We start from the raw sequence: 18,772 nt of genomic DNA, 5'->3' as shown, positions 1-18,772 counted from the left end.
CTCAGTAATCCGGTGTTTCGACGGCAGCCGCGCAGGCTGCCTGGTAGGGAAGATGGACATCGACCAGGGTGCCGGCGCCGTGCGCCGACTCGATCCGCACGTGGCCGCCCACGCTCTGCGCACGTTCGCGCATGACGATCAGGCCCAGGCCGCGCGGGCCGTCAGGGTCGAAACCCTCGCCGTCGTCGCGGATCTGCAGGTGCAGCCCGCGCTGGCCGACATCGCGCAGCTGCAGCTGCACCTGGCTGGCGCGGGCGTGGCGCAGTACGTTGGTCAGGCTTTCCTGGGCGATGCGGAAGCAGGCCTGCTCGATGCTGTTGTCGGGCCGATGCGGCAGGGGCTCGATTTCGGCCAGCAGTTCCACCGGTGAGGAGCGGAACAGTACCCGTGCCTGCCAGCTCAGTGCCGCCTCCAGGCCCAGCGCATCCAGCTGTGGAGGCCGCAGCAGGGTGGAGATGTCACGCAGCTTGGCCACCGTGGTGTCGGCCAGGCTGACGATCTGTGCCAGATCCTCGCTGCGGCGCTTCGGATCGTCTTCGTCCTGCGCGGCATAGGCGGAGAGCTTGATGGCGGTGATGGCCTGCCCGATGTCATCGTGCAGGTCGCGCGAGATCGCGCGGCGCTCGTCCTCCTGCAGCGAGAACAACCGGCCGGCCATGGCCTGTAGTTCGCGGTTGCTGGTCTCCAGCGCACTGCGGGTGCGCTCGGAATCGCTCAGGTCACGCACGATCAGCAGCTTGCAGTCGCGACCGCCGTAGCGGACTTCGCCCACGGCCAGGCCGGCGTGGAAGCTGCGGCCATCGGCACGCTGCATCGCCACCACGCTGCTGTGGCCGGGGCCGTGCTGGGGCTGGCCGGCCCGGAGCTGCACGCGTACCCGCGCCAGATCGCTGTCGGCGACCAGAGCCGCCAGCGGCTCGCCGAGCAGGGCATGGCCGCCATAGCCGAACAGACTCGCGGCCCAGGCGTTGGCGTACAGCACGTGCTCCTCGAAGAGGATGACCACGCCGTCCGGCAGTACACGCACCAGTTCGCGGAACTGTTCCTCACGTTCGCGCAGCAGCCGCCGCGACTGCTCGCGCTCGGTCACGTCCTGCAGCGTGCCGAGCACGCGGTCGCGGCCGGCCTCGTCAACGCCGCTGGCCGCGCGCAGGTGCACCATCAACGCGCGGCCATCCATCGACAGCAGCGGCAGCAGCACGTCCACCTGCACCGGTTCGCCGGAACACAGTTCGGCCAGCAGCTGGTCTGCCTGCGCGGCAGTGGCCGGATCGGCCGCCACCAGCAGTTCGTCGAAGCGATGCCAGCGGCGCGCTTCCGGCGGGCGCCGGCCGAGCAGGCGATAGACCTGGCTGGAGTACCGGCCCAGCCCGCTGGAGGGGTCCAGTTCCCAGGCGCCGATCTTCGCCAGCTCATGCGCTTCCTCCAACCGTGCCAGTGCCTGGTCCCGGCGCAGCTGTGCAAGGTCCTCGGCGGTGCGATCGATGGCAATCAGCAGGCGTGCGTTGTGGCCGTCGTAACCGATTGCGTTCGAGCGCAGCTCCATCTGCCGCAGGCTGCCATCGCGCAGCTGCAGCTGCGCCCGCAGGATGCACAGCTGCTCGGGCGCCTCCCGGATGGCTTCGAGCTTGGTCTGCAGCGCCTGGTCCTGGCCGGGCGGCCAGAGCACGTCGATGGTGCGCTCAAGCAGTTCCTCGCGCTCCCAGCCGAAGGCGCTGCAGGCCGCAGGATTGGCATCGAGAATGGCCAGGCTGTCCAGATCGTAGACCAGGATCGGCCCGGGATTGCCCTCGAACACCTGCCGCAGGCGCAGCTCGGAGGCCTGCAGGCGGGCATGGGTGAGCAGCACGTGCTCGGCCAGCGGCCGCAGCAGCAGGTACAGCAGCCCGGCGCTGGCCAGGGCGAAGAACGACCCTTTCAGGCTTTGCCACAGTGATGCCTGGTACGGATCGGGTACCAGCAGCTGCACGGCGCTGTCGGTGGCGATCAACCAGGCCAGGGCCATCGCCAGGTAACTCAGCACGATCCGCCGACGATCGCGGCCCAGCGATTGGGCCATCCGCGGGTCGGGAACAGGGGCGGTGCCGGTCGGTTCTGCGGGCATGGACAGGGCAGCAGGTAGGGGCGCCGGCCATCTTACCGCGCAGGTGCCCCGTAGCCACTCAATTATCCGCCGCAGGCGCCGTTAACCACTGCGTGCCCCGCTGTCGGGCGTTTCATCCGGAGCAAGATCGCGTGGACCAAGGGATCATCGCCAGCCTGCTGCAGCATCCGCTCGCGTCGGCGCTGGTCATCGTCGACCGCACTGGCCGTCCGCTGGCGGCCAATCCGGCCGCGCGCGAGCATGGCCTGCCGGCGACGGTCGCGGCCTACGCGCCGATGCTGGAGGACCTGCGTCTGCTGGCCGCCGACGGTGGCATTGTTGCGTGCAGCCTGCCGGGAGGGCCGCGCGGGCATTACGACGGCCACCTGCGCGCCGTGCATGACGGCGCCGGCAATCTGCTGGCCTTCACCCTGAGCGTGCCGGAACCGGTGCCGCTGGCGGGTGGCGGACGCTGGGAACTGGCGCTGGACAGCGCTGGCCACAGCCTGTGGGACTGGGATATTCCCAGCGATCGCGTCACCCGCACCCCTGGCCTGGGCGAAGAGACCGCCAGCGGAATGCTGGCGCGCGTGCACGGCGAGGACATCGGCCACGTGCGCGCCGCGCTGGATCAGCACCTGCGTGGAACCAGCGAGCAGTACAGCGCACAGTTCCGCTTCCGCCAACCCGACGGGCAGTGGCGCTGGGTGCTTGATCGTGGCCGCGTGGTCGCGCGCACTGCCGACGGCCAGCCGCTGCGGATGGTCGGCACCCACACCGACATCGAACAGCAGAAGCAGCTGGAGGCGTTGCTGCACGAACAGCAGGTGCACCTGAGCGAGGCGCAGCGCATCGCCAGCATGGGCAGCTGGTCGTTCGATCCGGGCACGGGCTCCTTCTGGTGGTCGCCCGAACTGCGTTCGCTGCTGGCACTTGAGCCCGGCAACGTGCCAGGCCAGCGACGCTGGCTCAAGCAGCTGCATCCGCGTTCACGCGGAGCGCTGCGGGCAGCCTGGCGCCGCTTGTGGCGCGATGGCCGCTCCGCCAGCCTCGAGCTGGAGCTGGCCCGCGGCAGCGGCGAACCATCGCTGCATCTGCGGCTGTGGATGCAGCCGCTGCTGGACGGCGAGGGCCAGCCCAAGCGCCTGCTGGGCCAGGTGCAGAACATCACCGAACAGCACCAGACCGATGCGCTGATCCGCTGGCGTACCGAGCTGCTCAACCGCGTTTCGGCCCTGGGCCGCATCGGCGGGTGCGAGATCGAGGTGCAGACCCGGCACATGCAATGGACCGAAGAGTGCTATCGCATCCACGGACTGCGCAAGGAGCCGATCACCCTGGACCAGGCGTTGGCGCTGTACACCGAGGACTCGCGCAGTGCGTTCGAGGCGGCGCTGGGCCGGATTGCCGGTGGCGGACTGCCCGAGCAGCTGGATCTCTGCTTCTATCGTCAATCCGGCCTGCGCGTATGGGTGCAGGTGCTGATCGAGCTGGATCGGCGCGATGGCCTGCCGCCACGCTTCGTGGTGCTGTTCCGTGACATCACGCGAGAGCGCGAGGCCAACGAGCGCATCGAGCTGCTGGCCCATTACGACCTGCTGACCGGCCTCCCGAACCGGGTGCTGCTGGGCGAGCAGACGGCTGAAGCAATCGAGGAAGCGCGTGATCGCGGCACCTCGCTGGCGATGCTGTTCATCGACCTGGATGGCTTCAAGACCATCAACGACAGCTTCGGCCATGCCACCGGTGATGCGCTGCTGAAGGCGGCGGCCACCCGGCTGCACCAGAACCTGCGCAACAACGATCTGTTCGGCCGCTTCAGCGGTGACGAATTCATCGTGGTGCTGCGCGACCTGGCCGAACCGGAAGACGCTGGCCACGTGGCGCGCAAGCTGATCGGCTCGCTGGCCGAGCCGCTGCGCCGCGGCGATACCACGCTGAAGGTGGGGGCCAGCGTGGGCATCGCCATGCTGGGCGATACCCAGACCGATTTCGATTCACTGCTGCGCGCCGCCGATGCCGCGATGTATGCGGCCAAGGAAGCCGGTCGCAACACCTACCAGTACTACAGCCAGGACGCACTGGCCCGCATCCAGCGCCGGCTTGAGCTGGAGCATGCGCTCCATGGCGCGATCGAGCGCGAGGAGTTCAGCCTGGCCTATCAGCCGCTGCTGCACGCCCACCTTGGCGAGCCGCCGGCCATCGAAGCACTGCTGCGCTGGCATCGACCCGGCATCGGCTACTGCAGTCCGGCCGAGTTCATTCCCATCGCAGAGAAGTGCGGTGAAATCGTGCGCATCGGCGACTGGGTACTGAACGAAGCCTGCCGCCAGGCCACTGCCTGGGACAGAGCCGGTCTGCACTTCGACCGCATCGCGGTGAACGTCTCGGCCGTGCAGCTGCGTGATCGCGGCTTCGCCGAGCGGGTGATCGAGATCTGCCATGCCCATGGCTGGCCGCCACAGCGCCTGGAACTGGAGCTGACCGAGTCGGCGCTGATCCGTGACACCGACATCCTGCGCCATTGCTTCGACGTGCTGGAACGGCACGGTGTGCCGCTGGCGGTGGACGATTTCGGAACGGGATTCTCCAACCTCAACTACCTCAACCGGTTCCCGGTGGGCCGCCTGAAGATCGACCGCAGCTTCGTGCAGGGCATGCTGCACGACTCGGGTACGGCCGAGGTGACCCAGGCCATCGTGCACCTGGGCCACGCGCTGGGCATGAAGGTCGTGGCCGAAGGTGTGGAAACGCACCAGGAAGAAGACATGCTGCGCCGCCAGGGCTGCGACGAGATTCAGGGCTACCTGTACTCGCGGCCGCTGAGCCCGCGCGACCTGGCGCAGTGGCTGCGCCAGCAGCATCAGTCACCGTCGCGCACGGACGCCGGCAACGAAGCGTTGCTGGTGCGTTGACGACCTGCACAGTTGATCGCCCGCAGCGCGGCTTGCTGGATCTACCTGCTGTCTGAATCCTGCCGCAGGGAACGCCTTGCGGTTGCCTGCCCGGCGAGTGCCTTCAGCTCGGCGAGGCGATCCCGCTTGACCAGATGTGCTGCCTCCCAGCCGCCTTCGACGGCCGCAGGCGAGAAGCTGTAGATCTCGTTCGCGTGCAAGGGTCCCAGTGAATCGAGTGCATGTGCATATAAGGGCTGTTCCTGCTCGTCGGTGACATCGAGATAGGGGCCATCCAGGAACGTCAGCATGTACGCCAGTTTCCAGTTGCGTTCCACCGCATCGGCGGGCCCGGGTACCTCCGGCTCCGCCGAAACCTGTCCGCTGTGCGGGTCGATGCTGATCTGCGCGGAGGTGTTCTCCCCACACAGCAGAATCTGGCCGAAGGCCGTCACCGCGTAGACATGGAAAGTGTCGGCGCCCTCCATCGGGTTGCCCTGCAGGAGTTCGGTGGCAAGCCCCGCATGCAGGAGGGGATCGACCAGAGTGAGCCTGTCATCGCGATAGCGTGCGAGCCCGTCGCGCCGCCACAGCGCCAACAGCAGTTCGGGCAGTACGCCCTCCCACGCTGCCAGGGTCGCCTCCGGAACGGCTTCACCCTTGGAGCTCGGATTGAAACCCTGGAGGAACTCGGCATTGCCCAACCCCGCCACCGGCAACCCGGAGCCGGGTATGGCCTGCGCATCTGAATCCATGTTGAAGGGCAGGTAGTCCAGGAAGGCGAGCAGTGTCTGCGCCCGTGCAAGCGCCGGGCTCTCCTCGTGTGTTGGAATGACGGTCGCCGTGCCTCCGGAGACCCGAAGCAGCGTGCCCGCAGAGAGGTCATGCCAAGGTTTGTCCAGCACCAGATAGCGCTCGAGTGTCTCGTCGCCATCATCGTCCAGGACGATGACCTTGGGGCCCTCGTGCAGGCAGCCTGCGGAGACCTCCACCGATGCGTCGATCACCCCCGCGTCAGGGTCGTACGCGTCGATTGGAGCAGAATAGGGGTGCTGGAACGCTCCGAATGTCTGCAGCGCCTGCTGAAGCGTCGCGAGGGAATCGGGATCCAGGGTCAATGGGTCGGGGGCAACGGGAAGCTGCAAAGCAAGCGAAAGGCAGAGGGCGGCGCTGGTCATCGGGCTGGGCTGATTTGAACCGAAATGGGTCCAGCACGATGAAGGGTGCGTTGATCGCATTCCATGCAAACAATCCGAAAACTGTGAATCTCGGGGGCGTCATCCACGCATGGCGTGGATCTACCGGCTTGGGTCAACGAACCGTCGCGGGAATCGGAGCGCACCCGCGCGCAAACGGACATTGCGGTCGGGCAGTACACGGAACACAAGGCTCAGCCACTTATCGGTAGGAAGGTCGTACCTCAGCCCGATCATTGACAGTTGGGTCAGCTCGGTAGGAGCGGCGGCGATGCGCTGGTTGAACAGGACGATGCCGGTGCGGAAGAAGATCGGTGCCCCAGAACAACAGCAGCAGGAGTTCCAGCAGCATCAATGCGATCAGGGCGGCGGCCATCGGTCTTCCATGAACGGGACCGTGGCATCATGCCATGGCGACAGCGCTGTCTCAGTAGATCCATGCCACGCGCGGATGATCCCGGGCACGAGCCGCAGTCTCGATGGGGCCGTCAACTGAACCGAGTAGTCTCTCCTATTGGCGTCAGTCCTCTTCCGCCAGATCGCTGAGATCCAGAATCCGCGGAGCAACACTGTGCGCAACGGCGCTTCGGATCATTCCGGGCTTGGGCCGAAGTGAGTAGGCTCGCATCGTGTGGATGGGATTGAACTCCAGCCACGGGCAGGATGAATGCCCCACGATAACCGGCATGTTGAAACTGATGTCCTTGGGATCATCCAGTGGGAGAGTCCATTTGCCGCCGTGATGCTGACACACGGTTTCCCCAAGATATCGTGCAAACACAATCCTCAGGGCAGCCTGTTCGTCCTTCGATAACGTTGCGGCCATCAACGTGTACAGGGTTTCGAGGCGATCAAGGCTCTCCAGGCTACCGTCAAGGTCGACGCCGCGCTGCTGCGCTTGCTCGATCAGCCATTCAATCTGATCGTCCATGATGATCAGAAACTGTTCGAAGGTTTCTTGCGCTTCTTCCGGATTGAATGTCATGACGCTGCCAAGGAGGGAGGGCGGTGAGTGTGCCCGGAGCCGATGACCCAGGCCATGCAACAAGTCCGAAAGGGTGGAAGGTGCAGGGGCGTGCAGGTGCATCCACGCATGGCGCGGATCTACCGGTTCATCAATGCGATGCCCGCGATGGAATAGCTGGCGATCAGGAGCCCTAGCAAGTACTCCGCCACGATGATCAGCCAGCAGGTCATCGGCTCGATCTCGCGCCACGCTTCAATGGTGCCGGACCGATGATGGCTTGGATGGACATGCCCGGCACTGATGGCGGCTGCCGCCATCCAGGCAGCCAGAAATGCCATCAGCATGAAGAGCAGGCTGCCGGACAGGAATGCGACAGGCCTGTGCCGGGGCAGCCGCAAGGTGGCGTAGGCAGGGCGCCAGGTGAAGGTGACGGAGACGGAGACGGAGACGGAGACGAGCACCATCGCAGCAATTCCCAGCCAGGTCATGAACGTGGTGCTCATGCCACGACAGTCCATGTCCAGCCGTAGGCGGCTTGGGCGGATCATGTCATGGGTTTGGAACGGGTGGCGGTGCAGGCCATCCACGCACGCCCCGGCGCTACTTCAGGGCATCTCCATCCAACCCCAGGTCCCAGGCCATGCCCAGCAGTTCGCCGGCGGTACCGGGCGAGGGCGAGCGCGCATCGGCGAGCTGCTGCAGCTCGCGGATCTCCTCATGCGCGACCTTTTCCAGCTGCTGCAGCTGTTCTCGCACGCTGGCGTTGCGCGGGCGTTCGATGTCGGTGAGGGAGGAGGGCGGGGCGCTGATCAGGGCCATGGGGCGCGTACAGGATGCATTCGGCGGTGGATCACAGGCAAAGGCCCCGGTCGAGCCGGGGCCTTGCAGACTGCCGGAGAGGGCAGCGGACACGCGTGTCAGAACAGTTCGACGGTACCGGCGCCCATGTTCTGCTGGGCGACCGGCTTGTGCGGCGGGCGCTCCCATTCGTTGCGAAGTTCGCGCAGACGGTTGCCGGTGCGCTGCAGCGCGCTGGCGATCTCTTCGTCGAAGACGCCGCCATTGCGGTGCAGCAGTTCCTGCAGGGCCACCGCTTCGCGGTTGATCGCGGTCAGGCGGTCGAGATGGGTATGCACGCCACCCAGCGCCTGCGTGGCGATATCTTCGAACTGCAGCGCGCGCACGGCCTCGGCGACGCTGCCGTCGATGGCACGCGCACACTCGGACACCTCGCGCATGCCTTCGCCCAGAGAAGCATTGATCTGCGCCACGTTGTCCAGCATGGCCGCTGCTTCCTGGCGTGCTTCGCGGGAGCGGTCCATGTCGCGCGAAGCCATGTGCGAGACCGTCTCGCGGACCTTGGCGATGGCGTCCTTGGAGCTGTGGGCCAGCTTTCGGATCTGTTCGTTGAAGGTGGTCGAGCGCTCGGACAGGTTGCGCACTTCGTCGGCGACCACCGCGAAGCCGCGGCCGGCCTCGCCGGCACGGGCCGCTTCGATGGCGGCATTCAGTGCCAGCAGGTTGGTCTGGTCGGCAATCGACTTGACGTCTTCCAGCAGCGCGAAGATGCCGTCCAGGTGCTGCGCCATCTGGTCGATGTGCTGCACGGTGGTAGAGCTCTGGCCGCTGACCTGTTCCAGCGCTTCCACCAGCTGTTCCATGCGATGACTGGCATGCTGGGCGAACCGCGCAACGTCGAGGCCCGCACTGCCTTCATCGCCGGCACGGTCGACGATGCGCGACAGCGCCTGGCTCTGCTGGCGTGACTTGCGGTTCATTGCATCGAAGCTGCCGCCCAGGCTCGATACCGCCTGGCGGATCAGGTCGCGGGCGCGTTCCACTTCACCACGCGAACCGTCGATTTCGTTGCCGACGAAGCTGCGCAGTTCGGTCAGCAGCTGGTCCTGCTCACGCAGGACGCGGGCCTGTTCCGGTGAGCGGTGCGCCTGGGCGCGCGCGGTCCACCACGCAAAGCCCAGCCAGCTCAGCGTCATCGTGGTCAGGATCGCCCAGCGCAGGGCGGCCGGCCATTCGAAACCGATGGCGAAGGGGAGCAGCAGGGTCAGGGCCAGCGGGGCGGCCAGACGGATGAAAATGCGTGAGTACATGGACGTTCTCGGGAGGTGCACGGAGGATGTATCGGCCGTGTGCCCTTTCTCTTTAACGTCGATGCGCTTTCTGAATGCGCCGGATTTCCGGCGCCGGACGCTCGCCGGGCATGGCCCGGCGGTACCCCTGCAGCGCTGCGCGACGGTCAGGCCATGCGGTAGCGCCGGGCCATGCCCGGCGGATGCAACGGTCAGGCCAGCAGGCGGTCCACGGCCTCGACCATCGCCTTGCGACCAAACAGGAAGTCCCAGTAGCTGCCGCCCACCTGCCGCCACAGCACCGCGGCGCGGACGGCGGCCAGCAGCAGGGCACGGATCTCGGAGACAACACCGGCCTGGCCCAGGTAATGCGGGTTGCCCTGCACCATCACCCGCGGCTTGAGATGGCTGATGGTGTCCGCATAGACGCCGCCGAGGCTGGCCAGCACATCCGGGTGACCGCTGTCGCCCAGTTCGGCGGCCTTGCGCTGCGCCTGCTCGATGCCCGCGGCAACCTTGTTGACGGTTGCGCCGTCCTGCACGAAGCGGCGCTCCAGCTGCAGCACCGACAATGCCAGCTTGGGCAGGATCGGATCCTGGCCCTGGTTGCGGAAGTAGTTGTGCAGCAGGCGCAGGCCCGACTTCAGCGCGTGGCGGTCGCCGAACACCTCCTGCGGAGAGGACGCGTCGACGCGGAACACGCTGTCCACCGCGGTACGTACAGCGGCGGCGTCGGAATGGCCGGTATCGGCGATGCGGCGCACCTGCTGCAGGGCCTGGGCAATGCCGGCCAGGGCCAGGACGCGGTCGTCGACAGTGAAACTCATGCAGCGATTACCTCAAAAGGAGAAGGGGTGGTGCGCAGGCGCTGTTCCAGCGGCGCATCGGTGGCGGCGATCACCGCACCGCCCAGGCAGATCTCGCCGTCATACAGCACCAGCGACTGGCCGGGCGTGACGGCCCGCTGCGGGCGGGCAAAGGTGACCAGCACGCTGCCATCGTCCAGAACATCGACCGTACACGGCTCGTCGGGCTGGCGGTAGCGGGTCTGGGCAGTGCATTCGAAACGCCGGGCCGGTGGTGCGCCGGCGATCCAGTGCGCGGTTTCCGAACGCAGGCGTTCGGAGAGCATCCACGGGCTGTCGCGGTCCTGATCGACATACAGCACGTTGCTGGCCACGTCCTTGCCGACCACGTACCACGGCGCGGCCGGGCGGCCACGCACGCCGCCGATGTTCAGGCCCTCGCGCTGGCCGAGCGTGAAATAGAACACGCCCGGATGCTCGGCAATCACGCTGCCGTCGGCCGGGTCGAGGATCTGTCCCGGCCGGGCCGGCAGGTAGCGGCCCAGGAACTCGCGGAAGTCGCGCTCGCCGATGAAGCAGATGCCGGTGGAGTCCTTCTTGGCATGGGTCGGCAGGCTGACGTCACGGGCGATCCGGCGCAGGTCGCTCTTTTCCAGGTCGCCGATCGGGAACAGGGTGGCGGCCAGCTGCTCCTGCCCCAGCTGGTGCAGGAAATAGCTCTGGTCCTTGGAGCGGTCGGCGCCGCGCAGCAGCAGCCACTGGTGGCCGCGCTGGGTCACCCGCGCGTAATGGCCGGTGGCGATGCGCTCGGCGCCCAGTTCACGCGCCGCGTCCAGGAAGTGCTTGAACTTCACCTCGCGGTTGCACAGCACGTCCGGATTGGGGGTGCGGCCGGCGGCGTACTCGGCCAGGAAATGCTCGAACACGCCTTGCCAGTACTCGCTGGAGAAGTCGCGGAAATGGAAGGGAATGCCCAGCAGGCCGCAGACCGCCACCGCATCGCGGCGATCATCCTCGGCGCGGCAGTCGCCGCTGCCGTCGTCGGCCCAGTTCTGCATGAACAGGCCGGCCACGGCCTCGCCCTGCTGCACCAGCCGCCAGGCGGCGACCGACGAATCGACGCCACCGGAAACGCCCACCATCACGCGCGGGGTGCTCATGCGACCTCCCGGACCAGCGAAAGCGGGTGGCGCTGGCCACCCAGATAGTCCGCCACGACCTGCCATACCAGCGGGCTGCGCTGGCGCTGCCCGGCGGCCTGCAGCTCGGCCGGGGTCATCCACAGCGCGCGGTCGATGCCGGTGTCGAGCGGCTGCGCCGGATCATGCGAGACCGGGCGCGCCGCGTAGCAGAAGCGAAGGAACGTCGTACCGTCGCCCGCCGTCCATTGGTAACAGCCGATGAAGTCGGTCAGCTGAACCGTCCAGCCGGTCTCCTCGCGGGTCTCGCGCAGCGCCGCCTCGGCCAGGCTCTCGCCGGGTTCGAGGTGCCCGGCAGGCTGGTTGAGCACGGCGCGGCCATCGATGGTCTCCTCGACCAGCAGCACGCGGCCACCGTCGACCACGACGGTGGCGACGGTGGCGTGCGGTGCCCAGCGCGGGTCCGGCGTGGCATTCACCTCAGAGATCGTCCTTCTTGGTCAGTTCCAGTTCCATCGCGTCGGCGGTGCGGATCGCGGCATCGATGGCGTCGCTGAGCTGGTCGGCGGTGGCATCGGCGTCGATCTTCACCACGAACATCGCGGTCGCCTCCTGTTTCACCCAGCCGCCCATCTTGGCGTCCTGCGAGTCCTCCAGCAGGCGGTTGGCGACCGCGACCGGGAACTGCTTGGTCTTGGACGTGTAGCCTGGCGACCAGATCTCACGGATGTTGTGGCTGCCGAAGTCTTCCACCGCCGAGCGCACGTACACCATCTGGGTGCGGTCGCCCTCGACGTCGAACACCAGGCGGTAGTCGCCATCCTCGTCGACCTCGTAGTTGTAGCCCAGCTTGTCCAGCTGGCGACCGACGGCAGCGTCGGCATCGGCTGCGCTCGCCGGACCGGCACAGGCCAGGGCGATCAACAGGGCAGGCAGAAGGGTCCTTTTCATGAAAATCCTGTGAAACCGGGGTGGGAAGGGCAATTGTGACGGCGGCCGTCCGTGCCGTCCATTCCGGGAGGGCCGACGCGGGCGCGCGGCAACCTCTATAATGACCGGATGCCCCGCGAGTCTTCCCCCGATTCCCACCACGAGCACGGCATCGCCGTGGAGCCCGCGCGCCCGGAAGTGGCGCCGCCGCCGTTCTACCAGGTCATGCTGCTCAACGACGACTACACCCCGATGGATTTCGTGGTGGACGTGCTGCAGCAGTTCTTCAACATGGACCTGGACAAGGCGACGCAGGTGATGCTGCATGTCCATACCCGCGGTCGCGGCGTCTGTGGCGTGTTCACCCGCGAAGTGGCCGAGACCAAGGTCGGCCAGGTCAACGAGTATTCACGGATGAACCAGCATCCGCTGCTGTGCACGATGGAAAAGGCCTGACCGGCCTCTTGTAGAGCCGAGCCCATGCTCGGCTACAGCGGGATCACCCCTCCGCCAGCGCCTCCAGTGCCATCGCCGCGACTGTCTCGTCGATATCGGCCGGGTCGCCATCATTGCGGAACCATACGGCCGACAGCCCGGCGCTGGCAGCGATCCAGCGCAGCAGGCGCGTGCGATCCAGCTCCGCCAGGGCGCTGACCTCGGTCACCCGGGCCGCAAAGCGCTCCGGCCGGGTCGCGACGTGGATGCCGGGACCGCACAGGTCGGGATTGCTGAACAGCGTGGTGTAGTCGAACGCGCGATCACCGATCAGCCGTTTCGGGTCGATCGCCAGCCAGCCGCGCGTGCCGAAGTCGAGCACGTTGTCGTGGTGCAGGTCACCGTGCAGCGGCCGGACCTCCTGTTCGTCCTCCAGCAGCGCGACCGCCAGCGATCTGCACTGTTCCAGCAGTGGCGGCAGCGAGCCCCTTGGCTGCAGCAGGTCGGCGAACCATGTAGGCAGGCAGACCAGCTCCGCTGGCGGTGCGCTCCGTGGCCGGTGCAGCCGCTGCAGGACCTGGCACAGGATCGTGGTACAGGTGCTGTCATCGCCGCCGATCGAGCGCTCCCGCAGCGATTGGCCGCCGGCGCGCTCGATCAGGATGGCCGGCCCCTCGTGCGCCAGCAGGCGCGCGGCACCGTCGCCGTCCCACCAGCGCAGCAGGCGATGGCTGTTCTGTTCTTCGGTTTCACTGCTGATCTTCAGCATTGCCGGCTGGTCGTCGGCGGTCAGTACCGGCCAGAGCCGGGCGTGCGGGGTACGGATGGCGGGACCATCACGTCGCAATCGCCAGCGGCTCAGGTAGGGTTCGCTCATGGGTGGGCTGTCCGGGAGTGAATGAAGATCAAGCAATCCGCACTGCTAACGCCATCTGAACGCAGCAATCCGCTAGGGTGATGGAAATCGCGTAGTCAGGCCGCATATTGTCCCCATCTGCCGCCGGAGTAATCCATGTTCAGCAAAGACCTCGAACACACCATCGGCCAGTGCTACAAGCGCGCCCGTGAGGCCCGGCATGAGTTCATGACGGTCGAACACCTGCTGCTGGCACTGCTCGACAACCCGTCCGCCCAGGCCGTACTGAAGGCCTGTGGTGCCGATGCCGACCGCCTGCGCCAGGAGCTGGAGCAGGCCATCGAGGCCTCCGTGTCCCGCCTGGCGGAAGACGATGGCCGCGACACCCAGCCGACGCTGGGCTTCCAGCGCGTGCTGCAGCGGGCCGTGTACCACGTGCAGTCCTCGGGCAAGAAGGAGGTCACCGGCGCCAATGTGCTGGTCGCCATCTTCGGCGAGAAGGACTCCCATGCCGTCTACTACCTCAACCAGCAGGACGTGACCCGCCTGGACGTGGTCAATTACCTGTCCCATGGCATCGCCAAGCTGGGCGAGGAGGGCGAACAGCCCTCTTCCGAAGGCGAGAGCCGGGCCGAGGGCGGGGAGGGCGAGCCGAAGGGGGATGCCCTGACCGAGTTCGCCAGCAACCTCAACGAGCAGGCCCGGGCCGGACGCATCGACCCGCTGGTCGGGCGTGCCGACGAGATCGAGCGGACCATCCAGGTCCTGTGCCGCCGTCGCAAGAACAACCCGCTCTACGTGGGCGAGGCCGGCGTCGGCAAGACCGCGATCGCCGAAGGCCTGGCCCGGCGCATCGTCGAGGGCTCGGTGCCGGAGGTGCTGGCCGATGCCGTCATCTATTCGCTCGACCTGGGCGCACTGGTGGCTGGCACCAAGTACCGTGGCGACTTCGAGAAGCGCCTGAAGAGCGTGCTGACGGCCCTGAAGAAGGTGCCCAACGCCGTACTGTTCATCGACGAGATCCACACCATCATCGGTGCCGGTTCGGCGTCGGGCGGCACCATGGATGCGTCCAACCTGATCAAGCCGGCGTTGGCGTCGGGCGAGTTGCGCTGCATCGGCTCGACCACGTTCCAGGAGTACCGCGGCATCTTCGAGAAGGATCGCGCCCTGGCGCGCCGCTTCCAGAAGATCGACATCGTCGAGCCGACCGTGGGTGAGACCTACGAGATCCTGCAGGGCCTGAAGGGCAAGTACGAAGCCCACCACGGCGTGACGTACTCCGACGAGGCGCTGCAGGCCGCGGTGGACCTGTCGGTCAAGCATATCGGTGACCGCCTGCTGCCGGACAAGGCCATCGACGTGATCGACGAGGCAGGTGCGCGCCAGCGGCTGTTGCCGGAGGACCAGCGCAAGGAACTGATCGACGTGGAGGAAGTGGAGGCCATCATTGCCAAGATGGCGCGCATCCCGACCAAGCAGGTCAGCGCCACCGACAAGGATGTGCTGCAGCACCTGGAGCGCAACCTGAAGATGGTGATCTTCGGCCAGGACCCGGCCATCGAGACCCTGTCGTCGGCGATCAAGCTGGCGCGCTCGGGCCTGGGCAATCCGGAGAAGCCGATCGGCAACTTCCTGTTTGCCGGCCCGACCGGTGTCGGCAAGACCGAGGTGACCAAGCAGCTGGCCCTGCAGCTGGGCATCGAGCTGGTCCGCTTCGATATGTCCGAGTACATGGAGCCGCATTCGATCAGCCGCCTGATCGGTGCGCCCCCGGGATACGTCGGCTTCGACCAGGGCGGCCTGCTGACCGAGAAGATCGTCAAGACGCCGCATTGCGTGCTGCTGCTGGACGAAATCGAGAAGGCGCACCCGGACATCTTCAACATCCTGCTGCAGGTCATGGACCGGGGCGTGCTGACCGACACCAACGGACGTGAAGCGAACTTCAAGAACGTGGTGCTGGTGATGACCACCAATGCCGGCGCGGCCCAGGCCTCGCGGCGTTCGATTGGCTTCACCAAGCAGGACCACGCCACCGACGCGATGGAGACCATCCGCCGCAGCTTCACCCCGGAATTCCGCAACCGCCTCGATGCGGTGGTGCAGTTCCAGGCGCTGGGCTTCGAGCACATCCTGCGTGTGGTGGACAAGTTCCTGATCGAGCTGGAGATGCTGCTGCAGGAGAAGCACGTCAGCCTGTCGGCCACGCCGACCGCGCGCGACTGGCTGGCCCACCATGGCTTCGACCCGCTGATGGGTGCCCGTCCGATGGCGCGCGTGATCCAGGACAAGATCAAGCGTCCGCTGGCCGACGAGCTGTTGTTCGGCAAGCTGGTCAACGGCGGCAAGGTCAGCATCGATGTCCGCGACGACGAACTGGTGGTCGAGACCCAGGCCGAGCCGGAGCGGCTGCTGCCGGCCACGGTGGAGTGAGCTGACGCCACGGGCTGTGGCGTGAAGGACTGGAAAGGGCAAGGGCGGCTTCGGCCGCCCTTGTGCTGTCAGGTGTCAGCGGCTGCGACGGCGCGCTTCACGCGTGAACCGCTCGGCATCGATCGGCTCGATGCGCGCCACCTCGCAGGAGCCGCGACCGGTGTCCAGCTTGCTTCGGCCCTCGCTGCACAGCGTGTCAGCCTCCTTGCCGTCGGTCGTGAAGCCGAGGCGGGTGGCCAGCACGGCGGAAGGGCAGCTGTTGCGGAAGTGCACGACATAGTGCGCTTCGCCGGAGCGGAGCAGGATATTCCTGTCGGCGCCGGCGCGAACGATCTGCTGTTCGCCGGACAGCGGCACGCACTGCGCCGCCGGGGTGTCGGCCGCATGGGCGGGCGAGGCCAGCAGGGCGATGGCAGACAAGGACAAGGGGACGAGCAGGGAAGTCAGCTTCATGGCGGGGCAGGGGTGGCGATCCGGAGTGGATCGGATCCCAGAATGCTGCCGCGGTCGCAACTGCGAATCTGCCGCAAGCAGGGCTGACTGACGCCATGGTGAGATCGGTCACGATGACCTCCGGCAGGGCCGGAGAGCGGGCATGACAAAAGGCCAGCAACCCAGGCTGGCCTTGTCGAAGTGGCGCGACGCGCCGACCGCTTACTTCATGCGGTAGGTGATGCGACCCTTGGTCAGGTCGTACGGGGTCATTTCAACCTTGACCCGGTCACCGGTGAGGATGCGGATGTAGTTCTTGCGCATGCGGCCGGAGATGTGGGCGATGATCTCGTGCCCATTTTCCAGACGAACGCGGAAAGTGGTGTTCGGCAGCGTCTCGCTGACGGTGCCCTCGAACTCGATGGAATCGTCTTTCGACATGTAGTCCTGTGCGGTTCAGAAAACGGCCACGCTGGGCCTAAGGCGCAGTATTTTACGCGGGACGCGGCCGGCTTGCAAAGTTTATGTTAACCCCCCGCCAGGACGCGGGCCGGCAAGCGGCCCATGTGCCGAGTCCACGGGCCTTCACGCCCCGGGCAGCGCACGGCCTGCCGCACGTGGTCCAGAAACGCGGCGCGTGGCAGGTGCACAGCACCCATCCGCAGCAGATGCGGATTCTCCACCTGTGCATCGATCAGTTCCCAGCCCCAGCCATGCAGGGTGGCCGCCAGCGCGGCCAGCGCGATCTTGGAGCCGCCGCTGGCGCCGCTGAACATGCTTTCGCCGAAGAACATCGTGCCGATGGCCACGCCATAAATGCCACCGACCAGGGTCTGCCGGTCCCAGACCTCGACGGAATGGGCGAACCCGAGGTCGTGCAGCCGGCTGTAGGCCTCGACCATTGCCGGGCTGATCCAGGTGCCGTCCTGTCCGGGGCGCGGCGCGGCAGCACAGGCGCGCATCACCTGGCTGAAGGCGGTGTCGGCAGTCACCTCCCAGTGGCTGCCGCGCAGCTGGCGGCGGAAGCGGCTGGACAGGTGTACGCCGGAGGTGCGGAACACCATGCGTGGGTCCGGTGACCACCACAGGATCGGCTCGCCGTCGCTGAACCACGGGAAGATGCCGCCGGCATAGGCATTCAACAGGCGTGCAGGATGCAGGTCGCCGCCTACGGCCAGCAGGCCGTCGGGACTGCGCAGCGCGGTTTCAGCGGGCGGGAAGGGGGCGTCCGGCGCATCGTCCAGGCGCCAGGGCAATTGACGGGTCATGCCGGGAGTGTAGCGATGCCGGCGCATCCATTCTGCGGCGGCGCTAGTCCTGCGTGCGGAACGGGCTGTGTTGCTGCAACGTCTGCTCATAGCGCCGCACGTCCCTGCGCTCCTGCCGGCACCAGTCCTGCAGAGCTTCTGCGAAATCCGCATCGGCCACCCAGTGCCGGCTGCGCACCCGCGTCGGCAGGAAGCCGCGCGCCAGCTTGTGTTCGCCCTGTGCGCCGGGCTCGAAGCGGGTCAGGCCTTCGCGCAGGCAGTACTCGATGCCCTGGTAGTAGCAGGCCTCGAAGTGCAGGCCAGGCAGGGTAGCGCCACCCCAGTAGCGGCCATACAGCGTGTCGCCCCCACGCAGGCACAGGGCGCCGGCAATCGGTTCGCCGTCCTGTTCGGCCAGGAACATCACCAGGCCGCGCCCGAGGCTGCTGGCCAGGTGGCGCAGGAAGGGCTCGGTGAGCGCCGGTGCATTGCCGTACTCGACGAAGGTCTGCAGGTAGAAACGGTACATCGCCTGCAGGTCGGCACGGCTGGCCTCATCGCCGTGCACGACGCGGAAGCCGATGCCCTGGCGGGTGACCCTGGCGCGCTCCTGGCGGATGTTCTTGCGATGCTTGTGGTCCATGGCGCCAAGGAACTGATCGAACGTCGTCCAGTCGCCCGGGTTCTGCCACTGGAACTGGATATCCTCGCGCAACAGCCAGTCATCGCCGAACAGCGCTTCATCCGCTGCGGTGTGGAAGTTGATATGCGCCGAGGACACGCCCAGCGTGAGCAGCGCCCCGCGCAGGGCCGACAGCACGCCCGCGCGGGCTGGATCGTCCCGGGCCAGCAGCCGCGGTCCGGTCACCGGCGAGTACGGCACGGCGCCGAGCCATTTCGGGTAGTAGTCGCGGCCACGCCGGGCATAGGCATTGGCCCAGGCGTGGTCGAACACGAACTCGCCGTGGGAGTTGGTCTTCAGGTAGCCGGGAATCGCCGCGACCAGGACGTCGCCCTCCCACAGGGTGAAATGCCATGCCTGCCAGCCCCAATCCCCGCGCAGGCAACCGTGGGCTTCGAGTCCGGCCAGGAAGGCGTAGCTGACGAAGGGATTGCGGCCATCATGCAGCGCGTCCCAGTCGGTGGCGGCAACGGACTGCAGCGAGTCGAGGAAACGGGGGGAGGGCATGGGCCAAGGATAGGTCAGAAGAAAACAGAAAGGCCGGCGCTTCCGCGCCGGCCCCCAGGATCAGTCATGGCGTGG

19 protein-coding genes are annotated in these 18,772 nt (G+C 66.9%); 3 read left to right on the top strand and 16 right to left on the bottom strand.

Features of this window, described 5'->3' with window-relative positions:
- Position 1: 1 nt before the first annotated feature.
- Positions 2-2,104 carry a PAS domain S-box protein gene (locus tag QMZ25_RS12810; protein WP_283219732.1) on the bottom strand — a complete coding sequence of 701 codons (2,103 nt, stop codon included), beginning with the start codon at positions 2,102-2,104 and terminating at the stop codon, positions 2-4.
- 131 nt (positions 2,105-2,235) lie between these two features.
- Here QMZ25_RS12810 and QMZ25_RS12805 point away from each other — a divergent pair, with 131 nt between their 5' ends.
- Positions 2,236-4,998, top strand: coding sequence for a GGDEF domain-containing phosphodiesterase (locus tag QMZ25_RS12805; protein ID WP_283219731.1), 2,763 nt, complete (start codon positions 2,236-2,238; stop codon positions 4,996-4,998).
- Between the two features lie 41 nt (positions 4,999-5,039).
- On the opposite strand, the gene QMZ25_RS12800 is transcribed toward QMZ25_RS12805, so the two are convergent.
- The 10 genes from QMZ25_RS12800 to QMZ25_RS12755 form a co-directional block, all read right to left on the bottom strand.
- On the bottom strand, positions 5,040-6,155 hold the full coding sequence (locus tag QMZ25_RS12800) for a GAD-like domain-containing protein (RefSeq protein ID WP_283219730.1): 1,116 nt from the start codon (positions 6,153-6,155) through the stop codon (positions 5,040-5,042).
- A gap of 220 nt (positions 6,156-6,375) precedes the next feature.
- Positions 6,376-6,549 (bottom strand): hypothetical protein, encoded by a 174-nt coding sequence (locus QMZ25_RS12795; protein ID WP_283219729.1) that lies wholly within the window; start codon positions 6,547-6,549, stop codon positions 6,376-6,378.
- A gap of 144 nt (positions 6,550-6,693) precedes the next feature.
- Positions 6,694-7,158, bottom strand: coding sequence for a hypothetical protein (locus QMZ25_RS12790; RefSeq protein ID WP_283219728.1), 465 nt, complete (start codon positions 7,156-7,158; stop codon positions 6,694-6,696).
- Positions 7,159-7,277: 119 nt separating this feature from the next.
- On the bottom strand, positions 7,278-7,643 hold the full coding sequence (locus QMZ25_RS12785) for a hypothetical protein (protein WP_283219727.1): 366 nt from the start codon (positions 7,641-7,643) through the stop codon (positions 7,278-7,280).
- A 97-nt stretch (positions 7,644-7,740) separates the two neighbouring features.
- Positions 7,741-7,959 (bottom strand): hypothetical protein, encoded by a 219-nt coding sequence (locus tag QMZ25_RS12780; RefSeq protein ID WP_193396554.1) that lies wholly within the window; start codon positions 7,957-7,959, stop codon positions 7,741-7,743.
- Between the two features lie 98 nt (positions 7,960-8,057).
- A complete protein-coding gene (locus QMZ25_RS12775; protein ID WP_053517932.1) occupies positions 8,058-9,248 on the bottom strand; it encodes a methyl-accepting chemotaxis protein in 1,191 nt (396 codons plus the stop codon).
- A gap of 191 nt (positions 9,249-9,439) precedes the next feature.
- Positions 9,440-10,054, bottom strand: a complete 615-nt coding sequence (gene hflD, locus QMZ25_RS12770) for a high frequency lysogenization protein HflD (protein WP_053517934.1) — start codon at positions 10,052-10,054, stop codon at positions 9,440-9,442.
- Entirely contained in the window at positions 10,051-11,193 is a 1,143-nt protein-coding gene (gene mnmA, locus QMZ25_RS12765; protein ID WP_053517935.1) for a tRNA 2-thiouridine(34) synthase MnmA, read from the bottom strand. Before mnmA ends, hflD begins: the two co-directional genes overlap by 4 nt.
- Positions 11,190-11,651, bottom strand: coding sequence for an NUDIX hydrolase (locus QMZ25_RS12760; RefSeq protein ID WP_053517938.1), 462 nt, complete (start codon positions 11,649-11,651; stop codon positions 11,190-11,192). The genes mnmA and QMZ25_RS12760 overlap by 4 nt, the downstream gene beginning before the upstream one ends.
- Before the next feature lies 1 nt (position 11,652).
- A complete protein-coding gene (locus tag QMZ25_RS12755; RefSeq protein ID WP_111186999.1) occupies positions 11,653-12,123 on the bottom strand; it encodes a hypothetical protein in 471 nt (156 codons plus the stop codon).
- A 108-nt stretch (positions 12,124-12,231) separates the two neighbouring features.
- Between QMZ25_RS12755 and clpS the strand changes: the two genes are divergently transcribed.
- Complete coding sequence (gene clpS / locus QMZ25_RS12750; RefSeq protein WP_053517940.1) at positions 12,232-12,558, top strand: ATP-dependent Clp protease adapter ClpS; 327 nt, start codon at positions 12,232-12,234, stop codon at positions 12,556-12,558.
- Between the two features lie 43 nt (positions 12,559-12,601).
- On the opposite strand, the gene QMZ25_RS12745 is transcribed toward clpS, so the two are convergent.
- On the bottom strand, positions 12,602-13,414 hold the full coding sequence (locus tag QMZ25_RS12745; protein WP_283219726.1) for an APH(6) family putative aminoglycoside O-phosphotransferase: 813 nt from the start codon (positions 13,412-13,414) through the stop codon (positions 12,602-12,604).
- A 135-nt stretch (positions 13,415-13,549) separates the two neighbouring features.
- Between QMZ25_RS12745 and clpA the strand changes: the two genes are divergently transcribed.
- On the top strand, positions 13,550-15,829 hold the full coding sequence (clpA, locus tag QMZ25_RS12740; protein ID WP_065182194.1) for an ATP-dependent Clp protease ATP-binding subunit ClpA: 2,280 nt from the start codon (positions 13,550-13,552) through the stop codon (positions 15,827-15,829).
- A 75-nt stretch (positions 15,830-15,904) separates the two neighbouring features.
- Here the strand turns inward: clpA and QMZ25_RS12735 are convergent, their stop codons facing one another.
- From QMZ25_RS12735 to QMZ25_RS12720, 4 genes are all read right to left on the bottom strand, one after another.
- Positions 15,905-16,282, bottom strand: a complete 378-nt coding sequence (locus QMZ25_RS12735) for a hypothetical protein (protein WP_277381755.1) — start codon at positions 16,280-16,282, stop codon at positions 15,905-15,907.
- 201 nt (positions 16,283-16,483) lie between these two features.
- Complete coding sequence (gene infA / locus QMZ25_RS12730) at positions 16,484-16,702, bottom strand: translation initiation factor IF-1 (RefSeq protein WP_005409596.1); 219 nt, start codon at positions 16,700-16,702, stop codon at positions 16,484-16,486.
- 86 nt (positions 16,703-16,788) lie between these two features.
- Complete coding sequence (gene aat / locus QMZ25_RS12725) at positions 16,789-17,529, bottom strand: leucyl/phenylalanyl-tRNA--protein transferase (protein WP_197572555.1); 741 nt, start codon at positions 17,527-17,529, stop codon at positions 16,789-16,791.
- A 43-nt stretch (positions 17,530-17,572) separates the two neighbouring features.
- Complete coding sequence (locus QMZ25_RS12720) at positions 17,573-18,697, bottom strand: GNAT family N-acetyltransferase (RefSeq protein WP_283219725.1); 1,125 nt, start codon at positions 18,695-18,697, stop codon at positions 17,573-17,575.
- Positions 18,698-18,772: the final 75 nt, after the last annotated feature.

The sequence above is a fragment of the Stenotrophomonas sp. RS-48 genome (genome assembly GCF_030053245.1).
GTDB classification, from domain to species: Bacteria; Pseudomonadota; Gammaproteobacteria; order Xanthomonadales; family Xanthomonadaceae; genus Stenotrophomonas; species Stenotrophomonas maltophilia_P.
Note: the sequence above shows the minus strand (reverse complement) of the source record. Positions and strands in the feature narration are given on the sequence as shown.